The following is a 17,617-nucleotide window of genomic DNA, read 5'->3' as shown; positions in this document are numbered from 1 at the left end:
CACATTTAATATATTAAGTCCATGACTCCACTTATAAAAAAAATAACATTCCTTGCAGCCTTTAGTACCTTGTTACTTTCAGGCTGTCAGGTTGTCAGTGTTAAAACCGTCTCTCTCAATGCCACGATTGCAACAGAACGTGACAGTATTTTATCACGCAACAAACTCAGTGAAGCCAGTTTAAATGTGCTTTCCATGACAGGTCGTGAAGCTAAAATTTGCTCAGATGATCCTGATCATTGTGTAAAAGAACTCAAAGAAATTGCTCAAATTCAAGATGAACAATTATTTTCCACCGCAAGTGAGCTGTATTTAGCCAAAGCACTTGCTTATGAAAACTCATCAAATTGCAAAACAAGTATTTTAACGAGCCATCGTTCAGAAGAGAAACAAAAAACTATTCAGCAAGCTTATGACACCTGTTTAGATAATCAGCTTCACATGCTTGATCAAAGTATTCGTTATAGCTATGCATATATGTTTAAAACAAAACGTAATGTAAATGATCGAATTTTTGACAACAGACAAGTTCAAATACGAGACTTTTACAACCAAGCCATTGCAAAACTTTCAAATGCGCATGCTTTAAAATATAAATACACAACATTTCAACCAAGTATGACTGTTGGCAATAGTATTTACAAAATCAATTTCGATAACTACCCCTTACTTAAATCACAAAAAATTGAAAATGTAATGTCGACCTACAACATGAACTTTTCAGGGTTAAGATCTATTACACGTCGAGATGGTTTTGGTTCTGAATTTTTAATGGTGTTACAAGATCCTAATGAAAATTCAATGAATACAAAAACCGAATACATTACAGATCCTTTACACCACAAATACCCTAATGGTAGCAACCCCAATATTCACAATGCACGCTACTTAGCTGTTACTGTTACAGTTGAACCAGAAAAGGTATCTTCGATAGATGATATTCTCTATGGCAAAGTTTTAAACCTAAAAGTCTATGATCCTTATAATCATGATAGTGTAAAAATTTCAGGAAACTCATATCCTTTAGCAGCAAACTTTTCAGCGCCTTATGGATTATGGCTTGCTCAAAATAATTTATTACGTTCAGCATATTTATCACTTATCGATCGTGATGATAATTTAACCATGCCACATCTATTCATGCTAGAACCCTATAATCCGAACAAAAAAGTGATTGTTTTGGTTCATGGTCTCGCAAGTAGCCCTGAAGCATGGGTACGCTTAACCAATGACATGATGGGCGACCCTGTCCTTCGCGACAACTATCAAGTTTGGCAAGTATTTTATTCAACCAATATGCCAATTTTGGAAAGTCGTTTCCAAATTCATGCACTCATCACACAAACATTCAACCAAGTTGCACCTTCAGCATCTGCCAAAAAAGATGCTGTATTAATTGGTCATAGCATGGGTGGTATTATTTCTAGATTATTAGTCAGTGATGCAGATTTAGTAAAACCTGCACTGACATTATTAAACAATAGTCGCGCAAATAAATATGCCAATGATCCATTATTCAAAGCACGTTTAGAAATGCATCATATACCTAATTTCAGTCGTGCAATTTTTCTGGCAGCACCCCATAGAGGAACTGCATTTGCAGATCGTTGGTTTACACTTGCGGCACGAAAAATCATTCGTTTACCTGTAGCCTTTTTAGGAGCACTTGCAAATTCAATGCAAGATGGTAATGCGAATATGAAAAACTTTGCCAAAGAAATTGGACATGGACTAATTCAAAATGGTCCAAGTGATTTAAGTAACAATTCGAAATTCACTGAAATCACCAAAAATGTAATGCCTTATAAAGGATTTAAATACCACAGCATTATTGGTAATAATACAGCGAGTGATGATATAAATATTATCTCTGATGATATTGTTCCCTATAAAAGTGCACATTTAGATGGTGCTCTTTCAGAAAAAATTATTAAAGGTGGGCACTCAATTCAAGAAACACCAGAAGCAGTTTTAGAACTTCGGCGAATTCTAAAATTACACTTGGTTGATTTAGGCTTACATAAACCCTAAGAATTCAATTCATAAAAACCAATCTAAATATAGATTGGTTTTTTTAATACTTGCATATTCCAAATTAAATATGCTATTTCTTTAACTATAGAACTTAAGCATAAATATTAATCTAACTATAAGTAATTCAATATGAAACTACACGGTACAAAAAACTTAAATCGTGATCAAATTGATGCACTCATTGCGAGCCGATTAAATATTTTACACTTTTCAAAACCTATAGAGAAAATGTACCGCAAGCAATATCGATCGGCTGCTGCTTACGAATTCCGATATCGCGCACCGATGGTTTTGTTTTTATATACCTTCTTGACAGTTGGTGTTTATAATAATATTTCAGACTTATATATACGTTCCGAATGGCTGTCTTTGTATAAGTGGGTCGGTATTATTGTTTCTATTGCTTGGTTCTGCTCATTTAAAAAATCTTGGTCAAAGTATTTTGATTTATATACCTCTCTTGGCGCTATTGGTGCTGTTTCTATCACCTTTGTGATTATCAATTTATTAGCAACAGCATATAACACAGCCCTGCTTCATGCCGCGATGATGTACGCAGTTGTTATTATTTATAGCTTTATTGGTATGCGTTTCTATACCGCAATTATTGCAGGTTGGCTGGGTGGAATAATTGGCATCATATTCTCTAATTATTATAATTTATATATAGATTGGACATACTTAAATCACACTTATATTTTTAGTAGTTTTTTAGGGATGTCTTTATGTTACGTCATAGACCGACAGCATAGAGAAAACTATTTACAAAATTGCATTATTGAAGCAACACAACAAGAAATCACTGAGCAATCAAAATTACTTGAAGAGTTATCATTACTCGATCCACTCACAGGTTTAGCCAATAGACGATATTTAAATCGTATTTTAGAAGCGGAATGGACTTTAGCACTCAAGCAACAAACCCCCATGTCTATGATTATGCTAGATATCGATTATTTTAAAAACTATAACGATACATTAGGACATATTTCAGGAGATCACTGTTTACAAGCAATTGCATTGGTCTTAAAAGCCATTACAAATAGTGGTTCCGAAATTGCAGCCCGATATGGTGGAGAAGAATTCATCTTGGTTTTCCCTCAGACGAACTCTGCCAAGGCAAAAGAAATTGCAAATTCAATTATGGATCAAATTCATAAATTAGAGATTCAGCATCCTGATAGCCCAATTCACCCATATATCACGGTAAGTTTAGGTATTGTTACTGCAGTTCCACAAAAAGATGATCTACTTAGTGATTACATTGAACTAGCCGATAAAAAATTATATGAAGCAAAGAAATCAGGGCGTAATTGCTATCAAATTGCGCATAACTCTGACACCATCATTTGATTGTTTTTAAATCGCATTAAACGCTATCTAAGGGTAATTTTCCCTTGAAAGGTTGCTAAAATCGAATGGATAAACTATTCAATTAATATGATGAAGAATCTTTCTAACCATACACACGGCCCATACTGCTTTCAAGATTGTGATGCTTGAGATATGTCTGCCATTCATGATGGTGTATTGGCTATCTTGATCAGAATGAATCAGGACTTTGTTCTTTGGGCTTCGTCGCTACAAAGCCATCAGTAAAGCATCTAAAACCAAATCTGTTGTGATTCTCGACTTCATAGACCAGCCAACGACTAACCGTGAGAATAGGTCGATTGCTACTACAAGATACAATTATCTTTCATGAGTACGAATATAATGGTCTCAAGTCACAGTGATGAATATCTAAAGTTAATCATAAACGTCGAATCGGCAATATATGCTGGTTGTCCTGAATAAAGGCATACCTCACATAATTTATACACCAAGCGTTGCCCCACCATCCACCACGATTTCTTGCATAGTAATTTGTGCTGCATTTTCTGAGAGCAAAAAACAGACTGAATTTGCGATATCACTAGGTTCAGCCATTTTTTTAAGTGGAATACCAGTACGAAATTGTGCCAAATCACCTTCTAAAACAGCCAAAGGTGGTCTATCGTCACTCCAAAGTTGCTTTTGCATTTGTGTCAAAGTTGAGCCTGGTGAAACGATATTGACTCGAACATAAGGTGCAACCTCTAAGCCCAAGTTTCGACAAAAATGACTCAAAGCTGCCTTCGTTGTTGCATACAAACCCAATTGTGTTCGCGGCATACGAGCGCTGTTTGAGCTGACTGTCACAATAGCGCCTTGCTTATTTGCATAAAAATGTCGTGCAACTTGCTGACTCAGCATAATTGGTGCTAGCAAATTAACGTGTAAACTGTCTTGCCATTGTTTAAGTGTTGCATCAAACAACGAAGTCATCGTTAAGATCCCAGCGACATTCACCAAAGCAACCACATGATATTGTTCGAGCACTTGCTCTATAAGCTTTTCAGTATCTTCAAATGCAGTAATATCTTGAGAAAAAGCATGCCAATTTTCTCGATATTGCTCCATGATCATTTGATTGACTTCCCAATGTTTAATATCTGGATGCCGATCTAAACCTATAACACTATAACCTTCTTTTAATAATTGAATCACTACAGCAGCACCAATACCTTGCGCTGCACCTGTCACGATAATACTATTTTGCATGTTGTATATGTTCCGTTTTTAAGATTTGTTTTGATTAATGCAATTGAAATACATTTAACATGGTCTGCATCTTAGCTTCTGTCTCAAACCATTCTTTATCTGCCTCTGAGCCTTTAACAATGCCTGCTCCTGCATAGAGACGCATTTTGTTTTCACTTAAAAGTCCACAGCGGATTGTCACCACCCATTCACCATTGCCTTCAGCATCCATCCAACCGACCAAGCCTGTGTAGTAATCTCGATCATATCCTTCGTGATCTAAAATAAATTGCTTCGCCGCTTCTGTCGGCGTACCACAAACTGCCGGTGTAGGATGTAATTCAAGAGCAAGATTGAGAACATTAGGTGCCGTTTTTTTTAGGATGCCTTGAAAATTTGACGATAAATGCAGCATTGTCGAAGTTTCTAATATGTCTGGACTTTCAGAAACTTTGAGCTCAATGCAGTAAGTCACCAAATTTTTCAGAATATTCTCCACCACGATCTGATGCTCATGTTGATCTTTTTCTGATGCCTGCAATTCTTGCTTCGCTATCGCATCTTTTTCAAAAATAAAACTGCGAGGTCTAGAACCCGCCAATGGATTGCTGCATACCAAACGATCTTGCTTGGATAAAAGTAATTCTGGGCTAGCACCAAAAATATAGCGATTTTGTTCCACAGGAATTACAAAATTATAAGCATAAGGATTTTGTCTAGATAAAGTTTGTGATAAATGTTCAGGTTGTTGCTTTTGATCAAACTCATATTCAATTGCTTGCGAAAGTACAACTTTTTTAACTTGCTCTCGATCAAATGCATCTAGTGCCATTTGCACTGTATTTTCAAATTTCTGTCGTTGGATTAGAGTTTTCTTCTGAATAATATCTATCCCATCAATAGACTTTGCAGAAACTGGTGCTTGTTGTGTCACACTTTCTTTTAAAGTCTTTTCTGTTTTTTGGAAATCTGCATAAAAATTCAAAGTACAGTTTTGGGAAATATCAAAGGGAATCGCACCAATCAAAATTGGATTTTCACAACCAGATTGTTTCAATTGTTTAAAATATTCAGCAACTTCTGCATTAAATTGAGTCGTTTTCTCAACAGGTGTATGTAGCGTCTTGAGCAATCGATTAGCCGTTATATGATAATTTTTCGTGGAAAAACAAGAAAATTTTTCTTGAGATGTTATTGCAAGCTGTTGTTCTTCTGATAATTCTGTAGATATCATTTTTTTCACCTCTATTCATTAATAAATTTCAAGCGGATTGAATGATGTGATTATTCTAAATACGCAGTGCAATCATATTAATGCAAATGATTATTATTATCAATTAGTATATCTGGTTTAAATGCAAGCTATTGTGATGAGCTGTTGATGATTTTGAAAATACGTTACTTTTGCAATAAAAAAGTGTAAATCGTCTTCGTTTATTTTGACTTTAAAATGCAGCTCATGCTTTAAAAATTGCTGAAGCTGAATGGATTTAAAATTAATTATTGTTTTATATTTATTGAAAACTGCCTTGATAATACTTTCTTTGGCTGAGAATATAACAAGCTCCTTTGTCTTCTCATTATCACGATATCGTGATTTTAATATTTGTATTTTTAATTGCTCTTCTTTATCTAAAAATACATCGATAACCTCGGCTTGATTAATCAATAAATTTTGATGTTTATAAAGCTCTATATCTATCCCAATATAAGCCTGATTTCCGCTAAAATTTTGTATAGCACAAATAGCAATATAATCATGTCTATCATTTACATGGCTAATACTGCCTTGAATATGCTCAGGGAAAATCGGTTCTCCATATTCTCCTTTTACAATATTAAAACTTGCTAGATTGTATTTTTTTAATGCAAATCTAGCAGCCAATCTTCCCATAAAATAATCTAACTTTCGAGAAAAATGACTTTGTATAACATCATCTGGTTGTAGGATATCAAACGCTTGATATAAATCATCAAGTTCACATTTTTTTATAAAACTCGCTAAATGTACCTTATGTATTTCAATATTACTCAGCATAATCACTGTATGCTCAAGCTTTATAGAGTGGGTATTTTCAAGTAACATTTAAGATGTTTTTCTCTACATTATTTTCAATATGTTCAATAAGTTGATCCAATATCTCTTTGTTTAAAAAATAAAAGTGATCACCTTCTAGCTCTATACTTCCCAACCATTGTTCAGTATGTTGCTGCCAAGCTTTCATCGCTTTTTGATCAGGTATATCAGGATCATCTTTTCCATGAAATGTCAAAACTGGAATCGATGTTTTTAAAATGTTTTCACTGAGTAATTGATCACTCAGCAAAAAGTCATTACGGATAATTTTTAGAAAAAATGCTAAAGCATCTGCATGCTTTAATATTTCATCAGGAAAATGATTATAGCGTTTTAAATTACTAATTATCTCTTGATCAGAAAATTGCCTTTTATCTTTAATATGCTGAATATATTGATGTTCTGGGCGACTACTAATCACCATCATTTTAAGTAAATACAGCTTATTTATATTTTCAAGCTGATCTTTAACTTTCCAAATTAATCCCCCACCAACACTATGCCCAAATAATATAAAAGGCTTTTCTTGATAAGTTAAAATTTCATCAACTATGTTTTTTGCCAAAATATCAGAATTATTGATTAATGCTTGCTGCATTTTCATACCATGCCCAGCATATTCAATCGGAATTATATCGAAATACTGACTCTTCATTTTTTTCCATGGGTAGTAAATACTGGCACTACTTCCTGCTGGTGGCAAACAAAACATATGATACGGTTGTTGCTGCATATTTCCCTCCCAATTAACGTATTTTCCATTTTAAAATACGTTAATTTACATCGCCCAAATCTATATTTTGTGTTGCCTGCCAAAGCACGGTATCTCTATGACTCACAAAAATAAGTGTTTGACTCATTGCTAAAATACTGTGTATGACTGCTTTTTCAGTCGCTTCATCCAAAGCTGAGGTCGCTTCATCCATGATGAGTATCGATGACTTTTTTATCAAAGCTCGCGCGATGGCAAGACGTTGACGTTCTCCGCCTGACAATGTTGCGCCTTGTTGTCCTACGCTTTGATGAATTCCCTCAGGCTTACGCTCGATGACATTTCCTAGCTCACAACGTCTCGCAATCTCTTCAATCTCTGCATCACTTGCATCTGATTTTCCTAAACGTATATTATCAGCCAGAGTGCCTGTAAAAATAATCGCTTCTTGGGATACATAAGCAATATGCTTAATTAAATCTTGATATTGAATATGCGAAAGTGGAACGCCACCAAGCTTAATTTCACCCTGTTCTGGATCATCAAAACGCATTAACAGCTCAAGTAATGTACTCTTCCCACTACCACTTCTGCCTCGAACATTTACTCGAGCTCCAAATGGAATAACGATATTGAGCTTTTTAAGTGCAGGCATATAACTGACCTGATCAAGCGTAAAATCATATTGATTTGGAGCTTCTGATACATCAGGTTCACTCAACACTGGTGCATGGGTGACTTGATAGAAATCTCGTAGTGAATTTACAACATCATTAATACTCAAACCTGCTGTAGCCAACTCAGCCAAAGGTGCGGAGGCACGACCGATGAGTACAATCAATGCCAATAAAAGTGCAGCATTATCCTGCTCAAAGTAAAGCCAATAAACAGCAAGTCCAACGATTGGAAATACGCCCGCATATGTCGCTATCGCAGTTGCCCAAGCTGCACTTAAATTGATTTTTTTAAAAACATTTTCTTGAGATAACCAACGATGTTCTATTCGCTCTAGTATTTTTTCAGGTCCTGCAGCGCTTTGTAAAAGCTCAAGATGGTCTACCAATTCGATCGTTGCTGCCGCTGTTTCCAATTCTGTTTGATGTCTATTTTTATCAGACTTCATTAGGCTAAGCTGTGCCAAAACTTGTGAAAAAAACGCAATCAACACTAGTAGCAATGCCACTACCATGACCTTCCATCCAGCTAAAAATGCCATCCCTATCAAAATAAAAATAGGTAAACACGGTGCATGTAAAAATGTTTGAAATTGATGCGCAGGAATACTCATAAAACCAGGAATCACCTGACCAGCTATCTTACCGATCTGCGCACGTTTTTCCTGACTAAACCAAGACAACTTTGCACCAGTCAAAGATTTGCCCAAATCTGCAAATAAATCACCTGCTAAACGCACACCAGTTAAATAGCCCGCACGTGTAACAATGATAGTCATCAAAATTGCTACCAATGCGCTGAGTAGAACCCATTGTGGTTGCCAATGCCCCACAATCGAAAAAGCTAAAATGATATAAGCAACGGCTTCAAAAAGTGCGATACCAATCCAACCCACTGCCACCCCCAAAAGCCTGTATTTTGAAGCTTGAGGCAACATTGAAATGATAAAATTATTTTTGGAAATGCTCTTATTCATGATGGATTCCTTGCCCCTCGCAAAACTAAAGTGGACTGAGTATTTGCTAGAAGCGACGGGTCATGCGACACAATTAACAAGGTTTTATGTTCTATTTGTGCAAGTTCTTGCAAAGCTTGAATTAACTTTTCAGCATGCATTTGATCCAAAGCACTAGTCGGTTCATCCAATAAAATAATATTAGCTTGAGTTAAAAATACTCGAGCAATATTCAAACGTTGTTTTTCACCTCCAGAGAGTAAAACAGCATCTGTATCGAGCATTACATCCAGCTGAGCTTTTGTTAAAGCTTGGAGTAGCTGTTGATCTGTCGCATCAGGAGCACTCAATGCAAGATTGGAACGCACAGAACTAGCCAGAACATCCATTCCCTGAGGAATCAATAAAATATTTTGATGCCGTGCGTGTGCATTTAAATCAGCTAAATCACTATCACCGACTTTAATCTTGCCAGATTTTAATGGCTCTAAACCTGCGATAAGTCTTAATAAAGTACTTTTACCAACACCGCTTATTCCAGAAACCATGGTGATGCTATGTTGAGGAAATACAAAATTTAAATTTTGTAAAATATTGCGATCTTCAGTCGCATAAGTCACATCCACCAAGCTAAGCGCAGCTTTATGATCTGGTAAATCTTTCATCTGCCCAGAAGTTAAAATAGGTTGCTGTAAAAACACTTCTAAACGACCAGCTGCAGCCCGACCTGCTGCCACATAATCCAGACCATGTCCCAAACGTAAGGCAGGTGTGACAATTGCCAAACTAAACAATAATGTCGTAGCCAAAGTCATTGTGTCATATTGAAAAGCAAGCCAATAAGCAATGGCAAAAGTTGCAACTGCCTGCAACAATGCCACAGCAATTGCAGCGAATATCGCCACTTTAGCGACCCACATCACCATCGTTTTAGTAAAGTATTCTGTTGCTTTGTTATACGCTGCCAATGCCCCGGATTGCTGACCATAGATACGATTGATCCTGATTCCTCGCACATAGTCGTCAGCTTTAGCGATAATATCGAACATGACTTGCATACGCGCTACACCATCACGCTTACTGATATAAGGTACGACAATCAGATAATAAAGTGCAGCAAGACATCCTGGCAGTAATACCCAAAGTGCAGATACACCAACTGTGGCGATCAATATCCCGATAGAAAGCAAGGGAATGACAGTGAAAATTGCAATTTCACTCGGTAAATGCGCCACCATGTGATGCAATGTTGCAATATCGTCCGATACCAAACGCTTAAGTGCATGATCATCTTGTTTATGACGTGCACTAGTAGGTAACCGAACCAAATGCTGAGCGATTTTTCGACGTAACTTTCCAGAAAAACGTGCTTCAGCATCATGAACCCACCATGACGAACACGCTGCGAATAGCGCGGCAACGATCCAAAGCAAAACTGAAAATAAAAGCCATTGTCCCGAAAAATCCCCGATGAATCGTACTAAAGACCACAGTGCTGCTAGCATGGCTACACTTGATATTACAGCTGCAAAAGTTCCTGCAAATAATTTTGGAAACGCTACATGAAGTGCTGGGCTTAATACCGAACCTGTAAACAAAGTGCGTAAATTTGGATCACTCATGTTTCATTTCCTGAACAAAAGTTGTGAATATTTATTGGGATATATTTAAGAATCAAACTGTAAATAAAACTTATCTTAAAGAAAAAATAGTGGATTAGTTTGTTAAGATTAATACTTTAAAATTAACCACCTAACCTCAATTTGTATAAAAATAAGTTATGCTATTCGCTGAGTTTTCCCGCTTAAATCTTCGATCACATCATCAATCAACAAATCAATTTTCTGGGTATCTTTGTGATGTGCTGTGGTAATCAGATGTGCCATATTTTCTGAAGTTGCCAAATAGTGTTTTTTCCAGACAGCTTCCGAAGGACAAGGAAAAACGACTGTGATGGAGTTTGGATTACGCCATGCATTAATTCCATTTGCTTGGAAACGCTCTACAGCATATTGCGCCATTTTCAGACAATGCATTACGCGTTGTTTCTTTTGTAAAAAAGTTTGACTACGTATCGCTGCCCACATCAAAAGTACGGTATGCCCATTTCTCGAACCGCTAATGGTTTGATCTCGTGCAGAAATATAATCAACATTGACTGAAATTCTTTCGACATTTTCACGTTTTGCCAACACAATGCCGCATGGAATCGGAGAACCAATCATCTTGTGCCCTGACACACAAATCGAATCAATACCATCAGCAAATGAAAATGCTTGAGGCTGATCAACAAAAGGTAAAATCATGCCACTAAGTGCTGCATCTGCATGTAAATAATATTGATCTCGTGTAATCCCAAGCTGTGCTATACCTGTTTGGATTTGAGCTATGTTGTCAATTGCACCAGACATCGTGGTTCCAATATTGGCAAAAATAATCGGATTTTTTTCGTGATTGTTCTGTATTTTTCTAAGCAAATCCGCAACATCAACTTCACCATTTTCTAAGCAATCCACCACACAAGATTTCATTTGTAGAAGCTTGGCTATTTTCAATACTGAATAATGTGTTGCTTTTGAATAATATAAAGTGCCTTGTGCAAATAACTCTCGGGCTAAATAGCAAGCAAACATATTACCTTCCGTCCCACCATTGGTCACATAACCCCAACTGTCATCGAACGGAATCCGAAAATATTCTGCAAAGTAACGCATCACATCTTTCTCAAAATCAAAAGAATTCAGCGCATAGTTACTGGGTTCTTTCCAGTCGCCACAATTATTGATAGAAAAATCAAAGAATCGATACAAAGAGGAATAATCAAAATCTGCTGATTCAGGATAACCGATATTAAAATATTGATGCTTTTGACAATAAGCCCAAAAATTTTCAATTCGTTCGTAATCTGACGCTGATAAAATCATGTTTTTCTCCGTTTTATTCTGATGATTGAGTGCCAGCATATATTTCAATCTAAGCGACTTTTGCAGCTTGCTTAGACTGGATTAAATTCCACCAATGCTCTATCGATGGTTCTTGTCCCAATTCTTCAAAATAAATATCCAAACCATATTGTTTGAGTTCTGCGGAAAACTGCATGATGCGTAATGAATCTAGACCGTACAAAATCAAATTTTCGGCAGGATCAAGCTCTTCTTCCTCAACCAACTTCTGTACTTTTTCGTATAACCATTGCTCGGTTAACTTTGGCATAGTAGATGCCGTAATGGCTTGAGTATTGGTCACTTGACCGCAGCGTGAAGACACATATTTCAGCGCATCTAAATGCTCATGCTCTGAAAAATCTGCCAGTGCATCTGCAACAAAAAATGCCTGAATATCATTCATAAAGGCATCAATCGCAGTTACCATACAGCCGATATGCGCATAAACACCACCGATAATCAGCTGATCACGTTGCCAATTTTGCATGCGTTCTTGCAAATTAGATCGTTGAAATGCGCTATAGCGCCATTTGGTCAGGACAACATCACCCTCTTTCGGTGTTAATACTGAAATAATGGCTTGCTGATCAGGTGTTGAAGCAGGCAAACCAGCTCCCCACATGGCATTCAGCAAGGCACGATCTTCTGCAGATTGTTCATAAGGCTGTGCGGTGTAAACCACAGGTACGCCATGTTGGTCTGCCCATTGACGTAACTGTTCTAAATTTTGAGTCATCGTCTTAATTAAACGACTGTCAGCATCATAGAAATTAATAAAATAACGCTGCATATCATGTATGAGTAATACTGCTCGATCAGGATCAAGTTGCCAGTTGGTTTTATTTTTTGGATAACGACTTGGGTCTGGCATTGAATATTCAGAAATCTTTGCAATGGTCATATTTTTCTCGATATTTTTTACTGAGCCGCTTAAGCGATTTGGAAATTACTTAAATTTTCACGTAATTGTTTTTTATCCACTTTACCGACAGCAGTCAGTGGTAAAGCATCTATAAAGAGTATTTGATCGGGCAATTTGTATTGAGCAATACCCAAATCTAAAAGATGGCGCTTCAAATGTATTGCTTTTAATTGAGGATTATTCGATATGATAAAAGCACAGCTTTTTTCACCAAAATGCGTATCAAAAATTGCAACCAATGCTGCATTAACCACATCTGAGTGTAAAATCAGCAATTTCTCAATTTCTTCAGATGCAATTTTTTCACCACCACGATTGATTTGATCTTTGATACGTCCAACCACTTTTAAATTGCCTACTTGGTTGCGCACCACCAAATCACCTGAGTAGTAAAATCCTTCAGAATCGAAAACTTGAGTATTATGTTCAGGGCTTTCGTAATAACCACAAAATGTATAAGGTCCGCGTACTTTCAACATGCCAACTTGGCCATCGGCAAGTTCGTTACCCTGTTCATCCACAATAAAAACTTCATCATCCTCACTAATCGGACGACCTTGAGTACTAACAATTTGTTCTTCTGGATCATCTAAACGGGTGTAATTTACCAAACCCTCAGCCATACCAAAGACTTGTTGTAACTGACAACCTAAACCTATCGAAACTTGTCTTGCCAAAGACTCTGGAAAACTTGCACCACCAACTTGAAGTAACTTTAAAGATTGAATTTGTGTTAAATGTTGTGGTGCTTGTTGCAACCACATAATGACAGCACTTGGAACCAATGAAGCCATATTGACTTGATTCCGTTCGATCAATGCAAAACATTGGAGGGGTTCTGGTGTAGCAGCCATGACAATAGAGCCACCCGAATGAAACACCCCCAATGCTCCCGGAGAACTGAGCATAAAATTGTGCGCTATCGGTATAGCACAAAGTAACCGCGTGTCTGAGCTTAACTGGCAAATTTCAGCACTAGCCCGCACACTATAATAATAGTCATTGTGCGTCCGAGGAATCAGCTTCGGTGTACCTGTGCTACCACCCGATAATTGAAAAAATGCGACCTCATTAGCTGGAGTAGATTGATATTCAACTTGTTCCGAACTAGCTCTTTTATAAGATGCTGTCAAATCCAAATCATGCTCATTTGCACCCAGCATGACAAATAATTCTGGACTTAAACCTAAACCTTTTAGATCATTTTCAAAATGATCTGTAGCAAAAACTTCATGTGCACGAGATGCGATCACAAGTTTGGGACGAATTTGCTGAATAAAAGCCTTTAACTCAAGTTGCCTATGACTATACAAGGCATTTAGAGGAGCAATACCAACTTTCAATAAAGCAAAAAATACAATATAAAACTCAGCAATATTAGGTAATTGCACCAGTGCTGTATCACCAATGCCATATCCTCTTGCGACAAAATGTGATGCTAAATGATCTGAAAATTGATTGAGATCTGCATAACTGAATCGCCTTTCACCACAAATAATCGCAGTGGAATGCGGTGTTTTTTCATTTGCTTCGGCTAAAATCCTCGTCAGAGGTTGATCGATCCAATAACCTTTTGCCCTGTATTTTTGCGCCAAATCCTCTGGCCAATGCGTATATTTAATCATTTGATTCTTCATTTTTGAAATACTGAACGGGAGTTTGTGCCGTAAAAGCACTCCTATTTCCGCTTTAAAATTTCCATCTAGAAATAAAACAACATAGAAGTTAGAGCATGCTTTTTCATTTCAGATTGACGATATTTAATTATAGTAAGTAACAACATATTTGGTAATGATTCTTAAATACAACTAGTAATCATTCTCATTTATATTTATAGTGCTCAACAATTATTCATTTGTCAACTGAGCAATTAAGCAATGCGTGAACTCACTCCGATGCAAGCGGCCTGTTGGTTTGGACGCTCAAGTGAAGCAACCTTAGGTGGGGTTTCAGCTCATCTTTATAGCGAATTTGATGGTCAAGATATTGATCTAAAAAAACTAAATCTAGCCATTAAACGCCTCTATCAACGACATGAAATGCTACGATTACGGCTCGCCCCTGATGCTATCCCAAGTATCATTTCAGTTGATCGGGACTTAGAAATAGAAGTTAATGATTTTTCAAAACTCACAAAAAACCAACAAAAGCAAAACCTCGAAACCAAAAGACAGTGCTGGACGCATCAAAAACTAGATTTGACCCAAGCAGAGACTGTGAAATTTTCGATCAGCCTTTTAGATGAACAACATTTTCGACTACATGTTGATGCTGACATGATCGCCATTGATCCCTCTAGTTTTCGTATATTAATGGAGGATCTTGCACTTTTTTATGAAGATGCAGATGCTGTATTACTGCATACAGCTGATTTTTTCTCATGGAATACCCAACTAAAATACGATCCAATTTGCCAAAACAACGAAATCGTGACCGTGTGTGGTGGAAATCACGTATAGCTGACATTGCTCCCCCCCACCATTCCACTTAAACAACCAACTTCAGCTGTAATACAAAGTCATCGGCTAAGTACCACCTTAAATACACAGCAACGGCAAGCTTTACAAGCGATCGCCAAACAGCATCGGCTGACTTTTTCTGCATTATTGATGGGGATTTTTGCCTATTGTTTAGGAACAAAGACGCAAGATCCAAGTTACCGTCTCAATGTTCCAACTTTTTGGCGTGAGCCTGTGATGCAAGATATTGAAGTAACCATTGGTGATTTTGCCAATGTTTCAATTTTAAATATTGATATGTCTATAACTGAAAATCTCGCTCAGTTTTGTAAAAATCTCGCTAAGACATGGATTGAAACACTTGGGCATTATCAATATTCAGGTGTGCAAGTAATGCGTGATCTTTCCCGTTATCACGGCACTGCCCAAACTGCGCCAATTGTGTTTACCGCAGCGGTAGATCTTACAGGAGGAGAACTATTTTCAAAAAGAGTGCATCAAATCTTTGGTCAGATGAATTGGACAATCTCACAAGGTCCTCAAGTGGCTCTAGATGTTCAAGTGGTCAATGTAGCCAATGAACTTCTGATCAATTGGGATATCCGTCTTGATGCATTACCTGAATCATGGATTAACCCACTATTTGAAAATTATATAGATTTGCTCAAAAAAATAGCATCAAGTCCAGACATATTCACCCAAGATCTACAGTCACTTTCATTCAAGTTCCCAAACCAATTGATCAATAAAAGACATAGTGAAACACCGCTCAATGATCTACAAAAAGCATATTTATTAGGTCGAACTACAGCTTTTCCCCTTGGCGGCATTGCCATGCAAGAATATCGGGAATATGAGGGAATACTAGATCTTGAGAAGTTTAAGCTGCAATTAACCGACATGGTCAGCCATCATCCAAGCCTTAGAACCTATATTGATGAAAAAAAACTGTCGCAATATATCAGTGATGAAATCGTCGTCAATCTCAACATTATTGATTTAATCAACTTTGAGAAAACTATAGCAAATGAACATCTTTCCTCATTTCGAGATCAATACCGACAAACATTATTTGATTTAAATCAATCACCATGGGATGTTACAGTATTTAAATTGTCAGATAATCAATTTAAAATATTTGTTCGTTTCGATGCACAAATTTTAGATGGTCGTGCGATTGCTTCATTAATGATAGAGTTATTTTCAGCTCAAATACCGACGCAGACTAGTCAAGATTCAAAACCCAACACCATCACAGCACAAAATCGTACTAATGACCAAAAATATTGGCAAAATAAACTCACCAATAATGTTCACATCCCGAAATTGCCGTGGTGTAAACCATTAGACAATATCGCCACTTCGCTCTATCGTCGCCAAAGCTTGCACATCAATTGTGAAAAGTTTAAACAATTGAGTAAACTCGGAGCATGTAAAGGCTTATTTAAAAATTCGTTGATCATGGCATTGGTCTTGGAAATACTCTCTCAACGAACAACTGATCAAACTCTAGCAGTTGGTATCCCTGTCCTGCCTCTATATGACAGTGCTTTTTCCAATCAATCTACGTTTATCGTTACAACATGGCAACAAGCTACTGACTTCGTTCAGCATGCTCAGCAATTACAAAAAAATGTACTCGAATCCCTACAACATTTAGCATTTTCAGGCGTAGATTTGTCGAGAATGTTGTTCGAAAAATACAAGTCGTCCCCTGTACTCCCTATAGTCATTACCAATGGTCTGTCTTGGCCAAGTTTGCCGGAATCAAATCCAATCAAACATATTGATGGGCTAACGCAAACACCTCAAGTCGCGATTGATGTACGCTTTAAACTGCAGAATGATGGCGCACTCATTTTTGATATTGATTATGCACAAGCCGCTATTTCAGATCAGTTTATCGCTGACTTTCTGTTGCAACTTGAAAAAAGCATAGAACAGTTATTAAAGTTTGGTCTGGAAAACGTAGATCTTAAACTGCATTTTGAAAACAATCAGAATCAGATCAATCAAGCTAATATTCAACGTGATCAAATCCTGAAAATTTATTTGAATCACTTAAATTTACAGCCTTCAGATGTATCGCATCATGACATGCAATTTAGCCATATGGGACTACGTCCTTCACATCTCAAAATGATTACTAAACAAATCAATGAAACCTTTGAAATAAGTTTAACGCCTCTGCAATTAATCCATTGCCAAAATGTTGTAGCTGTCGAAAAACTCATTTCTACACATACAACGCAATCCATTCATTAAATATTGAATTA

At 36.9% G+C, this 17,617-nt stretch carries 11 protein-coding genes and 2 pseudogenes; 3 read left to right on the top strand and 10 right to left on the bottom strand.

Translation table 11 applies throughout. The features are described from left to right. Positions 1-21 precede the first annotated feature (21 nt). Both GTK57_RS11995 and GTK57_RS11990 read left to right on the top strand, forming a co-directional pair. Positions 22-2,031: an esterase/lipase family protein gene (locus tag GTK57_RS11995; RefSeq protein ID WP_163123835.1), complete on the top strand. Its 2,010-nt coding sequence runs from the start codon at positions 22-24 to the stop codon at positions 2,029-2,031. A 132-nt stretch (positions 2,032-2,163) separates the two neighbouring features. After that, positions 2,164-3,387 carry a GGDEF domain-containing protein gene (locus tag GTK57_RS11990; RefSeq protein ID WP_163123832.1) on the top strand — a complete coding sequence of 408 codons (1,224 nt, stop codon included), beginning with the start codon at positions 2,164-2,166 and terminating at the stop codon, positions 3,385-3,387. Positions 3,388-3,502: 115 nt separating this feature from the next. On the opposite strand, the pseudogene GTK57_RS14725 reads toward GTK57_RS11990, so the two are convergent. The 10 genes and pseudogenes from GTK57_RS14725 to GTK57_RS11945 all read right to left on the bottom strand — a co-directional run. Beyond that, positions 3,503-3,750, bottom strand: a pseudogene (locus GTK57_RS14725) (DDE-type integrase/transposase/recombinase); the annotation flags it as partial. A 99-nt stretch (positions 3,751-3,849) separates the two neighbouring features. Beyond that, a complete protein-coding gene (locus GTK57_RS11985; RefSeq protein ID WP_152874211.1) occupies positions 3,850-4,617 on the bottom strand; it encodes an SDR family oxidoreductase in 768 nt (255 codons plus the stop codon). Positions 4,618-4,651: 34 nt separating this feature from the next. Beyond that, a complete protein-coding gene (locus tag GTK57_RS11980) occupies positions 4,652-5,830 on the bottom strand; it encodes an isochorismate synthase (protein WP_152874210.1) in 1,179 nt (392 codons plus the stop codon). A 117-nt stretch (positions 5,831-5,947) separates the two neighbouring features. Continuing rightward, positions 5,948-6,682 carry a 4'-phosphopantetheinyl transferase family protein gene (locus tag GTK57_RS11975; protein WP_152874209.1) on the bottom strand — a complete coding sequence of 245 codons (735 nt, stop codon included), beginning with the start codon at positions 6,680-6,682 and terminating at the stop codon, positions 5,948-5,950. Further along, positions 6,672-7,406, bottom strand: coding sequence for a thioesterase II family protein (locus tag GTK57_RS11970; RefSeq protein ID WP_152874208.1), 735 nt, complete (start codon positions 7,404-7,406; stop codon positions 6,672-6,674). The genes GTK57_RS11975 and GTK57_RS11970 overlap by 11 nt, the downstream gene beginning before the upstream one ends. Positions 7,407-7,446: 40 nt before the next feature. Beyond that, complete coding sequence (locus GTK57_RS11965; protein ID WP_152874207.1) at positions 7,447-9,036, bottom strand: ATP-binding cassette domain-containing protein; 1,590 nt, start codon at positions 9,034-9,036, stop codon at positions 7,447-7,449. Then, positions 9,033-10,637 (bottom strand): ATP-binding cassette domain-containing protein, encoded by a 1,605-nt coding sequence (locus tag GTK57_RS11960; protein WP_152874206.1) that lies wholly within the window; start codon positions 10,635-10,637, stop codon positions 9,033-9,035. Before GTK57_RS11960 ends, GTK57_RS11965 begins: the two co-directional genes overlap by 4 nt. A 156-nt stretch (positions 10,638-10,793) precedes the next feature. Beyond that, on the bottom strand, positions 10,794-11,939 hold the full coding sequence (locus GTK57_RS11955; RefSeq protein WP_152874205.1) for a histidine decarboxylase: 1,146 nt from the start codon (positions 11,937-11,939) through the stop codon (positions 10,794-10,796). Positions 11,940-11,988: 49 nt separating this feature from the next. Continuing rightward, entirely contained in the window at positions 11,989-12,861 is an 873-nt protein-coding gene (locus GTK57_RS11950; protein ID WP_152874204.1) for an isochorismatase family protein, read from the bottom strand. Positions 12,862-12,890: 29 nt separating this feature from the next. Continuing rightward, positions 12,891-14,519 carry a (2,3-dihydroxybenzoyl)adenylate synthase gene (locus tag GTK57_RS11945; RefSeq protein WP_152874203.1) on the bottom strand — a complete coding sequence of 543 codons (1,629 nt, stop codon included), beginning with the start codon at positions 14,517-14,519 and terminating at the stop codon, positions 12,891-12,893. Positions 14,520-14,684: 165 nt separating this feature from the next. On the opposite strand from GTK57_RS11945, the pseudogene GTK57_RS11940 reads away from it, so the two are divergent. Continuing rightward, a pseudogene (locus GTK57_RS11940) lies at positions 14,685-17,606 on the top strand (condensation domain-containing protein). Positions 17,607-17,617: the final 11 nt, after the last annotated feature.

This window comes from Acinetobacter portensis, assembly GCF_010646905.1.
GTDB lineage: Bacteria > Pseudomonadota > Gammaproteobacteria > Pseudomonadales > Moraxellaceae > Acinetobacter > Acinetobacter portensis.
The sequence above is the reverse complement of the archived record's forward strand: the minus strand, read 5'-3'. Positions and strand labels throughout refer to the sequence as shown.

What these genes read in the sequence shown, in the direction of transcription:
- GTK57_RS11995 (WP_163123835.1), top strand. Translation starts at nt 22, where the DNA reads ATGACTCCACTTATAAAAAAAATAACATTCCTTGCAGCCTTTAGTACC.
- GTK57_RS11990 (WP_163123832.1), top strand. Translation starts at nt 2,164, where the DNA reads ATGAAACTACACGGTACAAAAAACTTAAATCGTGATCAAATTGATGCA.
- GTK57_RS11985 (WP_152874211.1), bottom strand. Translation starts at nt 4,617, where the DNA reads ATGCAAAATAGTATTATCGTGACAGGTGCAGCGCAAGGTATTGGTGCT.
- GTK57_RS11980 (WP_152874210.1), bottom strand. Translation starts at nt 5,830, where the DNA reads ATGATATCTACAGAATTATCAGAAGAACAACAGCTTGCAATAACATCT.
- GTK57_RS11975 (WP_152874209.1), bottom strand. Translation starts at nt 6,682, where the DNA reads ATGTTACTTGAAAATACCCACTCTATAAAGCTTGAGCATACAGTGATT.
- GTK57_RS11970 (WP_152874208.1), bottom strand. Translation starts at nt 7,406, where the DNA reads ATGCAGCAACAACCGTATCATATGTTTTGTTTGCCACCAGCAGGAAGT.
- GTK57_RS11965 (WP_152874207.1), bottom strand. Translation starts at nt 9,036, where the DNA reads ATGAATAAGAGCATTTCCAAAAATAATTTTATCATTTCAATGTTGCCT.
- GTK57_RS11960 (WP_152874206.1), bottom strand. Translation starts at nt 10,637, where the DNA reads ATGAGTGATCCAAATTTACGCACTTTGTTTACAGGTTCGGTATTAAGC.
- GTK57_RS11955 (WP_152874205.1), bottom strand. Translation starts at nt 11,939, where the DNA reads ATGATTTTATCAGCGTCAGATTACGAACGAATTGAAAATTTTTGGGCT.
- GTK57_RS11950 (WP_152874204.1), bottom strand. Translation starts at nt 12,861, where the DNA reads ATGACCATTGCAAAGATTTCTGAATATTCAATGCCAGACCCAAGTCGT.
- GTK57_RS11945 (WP_152874203.1), bottom strand. Translation starts at nt 14,519, where the DNA reads ATGAAGAATCAAATGATTAAATATACGCATTGGCCAGAGGATTTGGCG.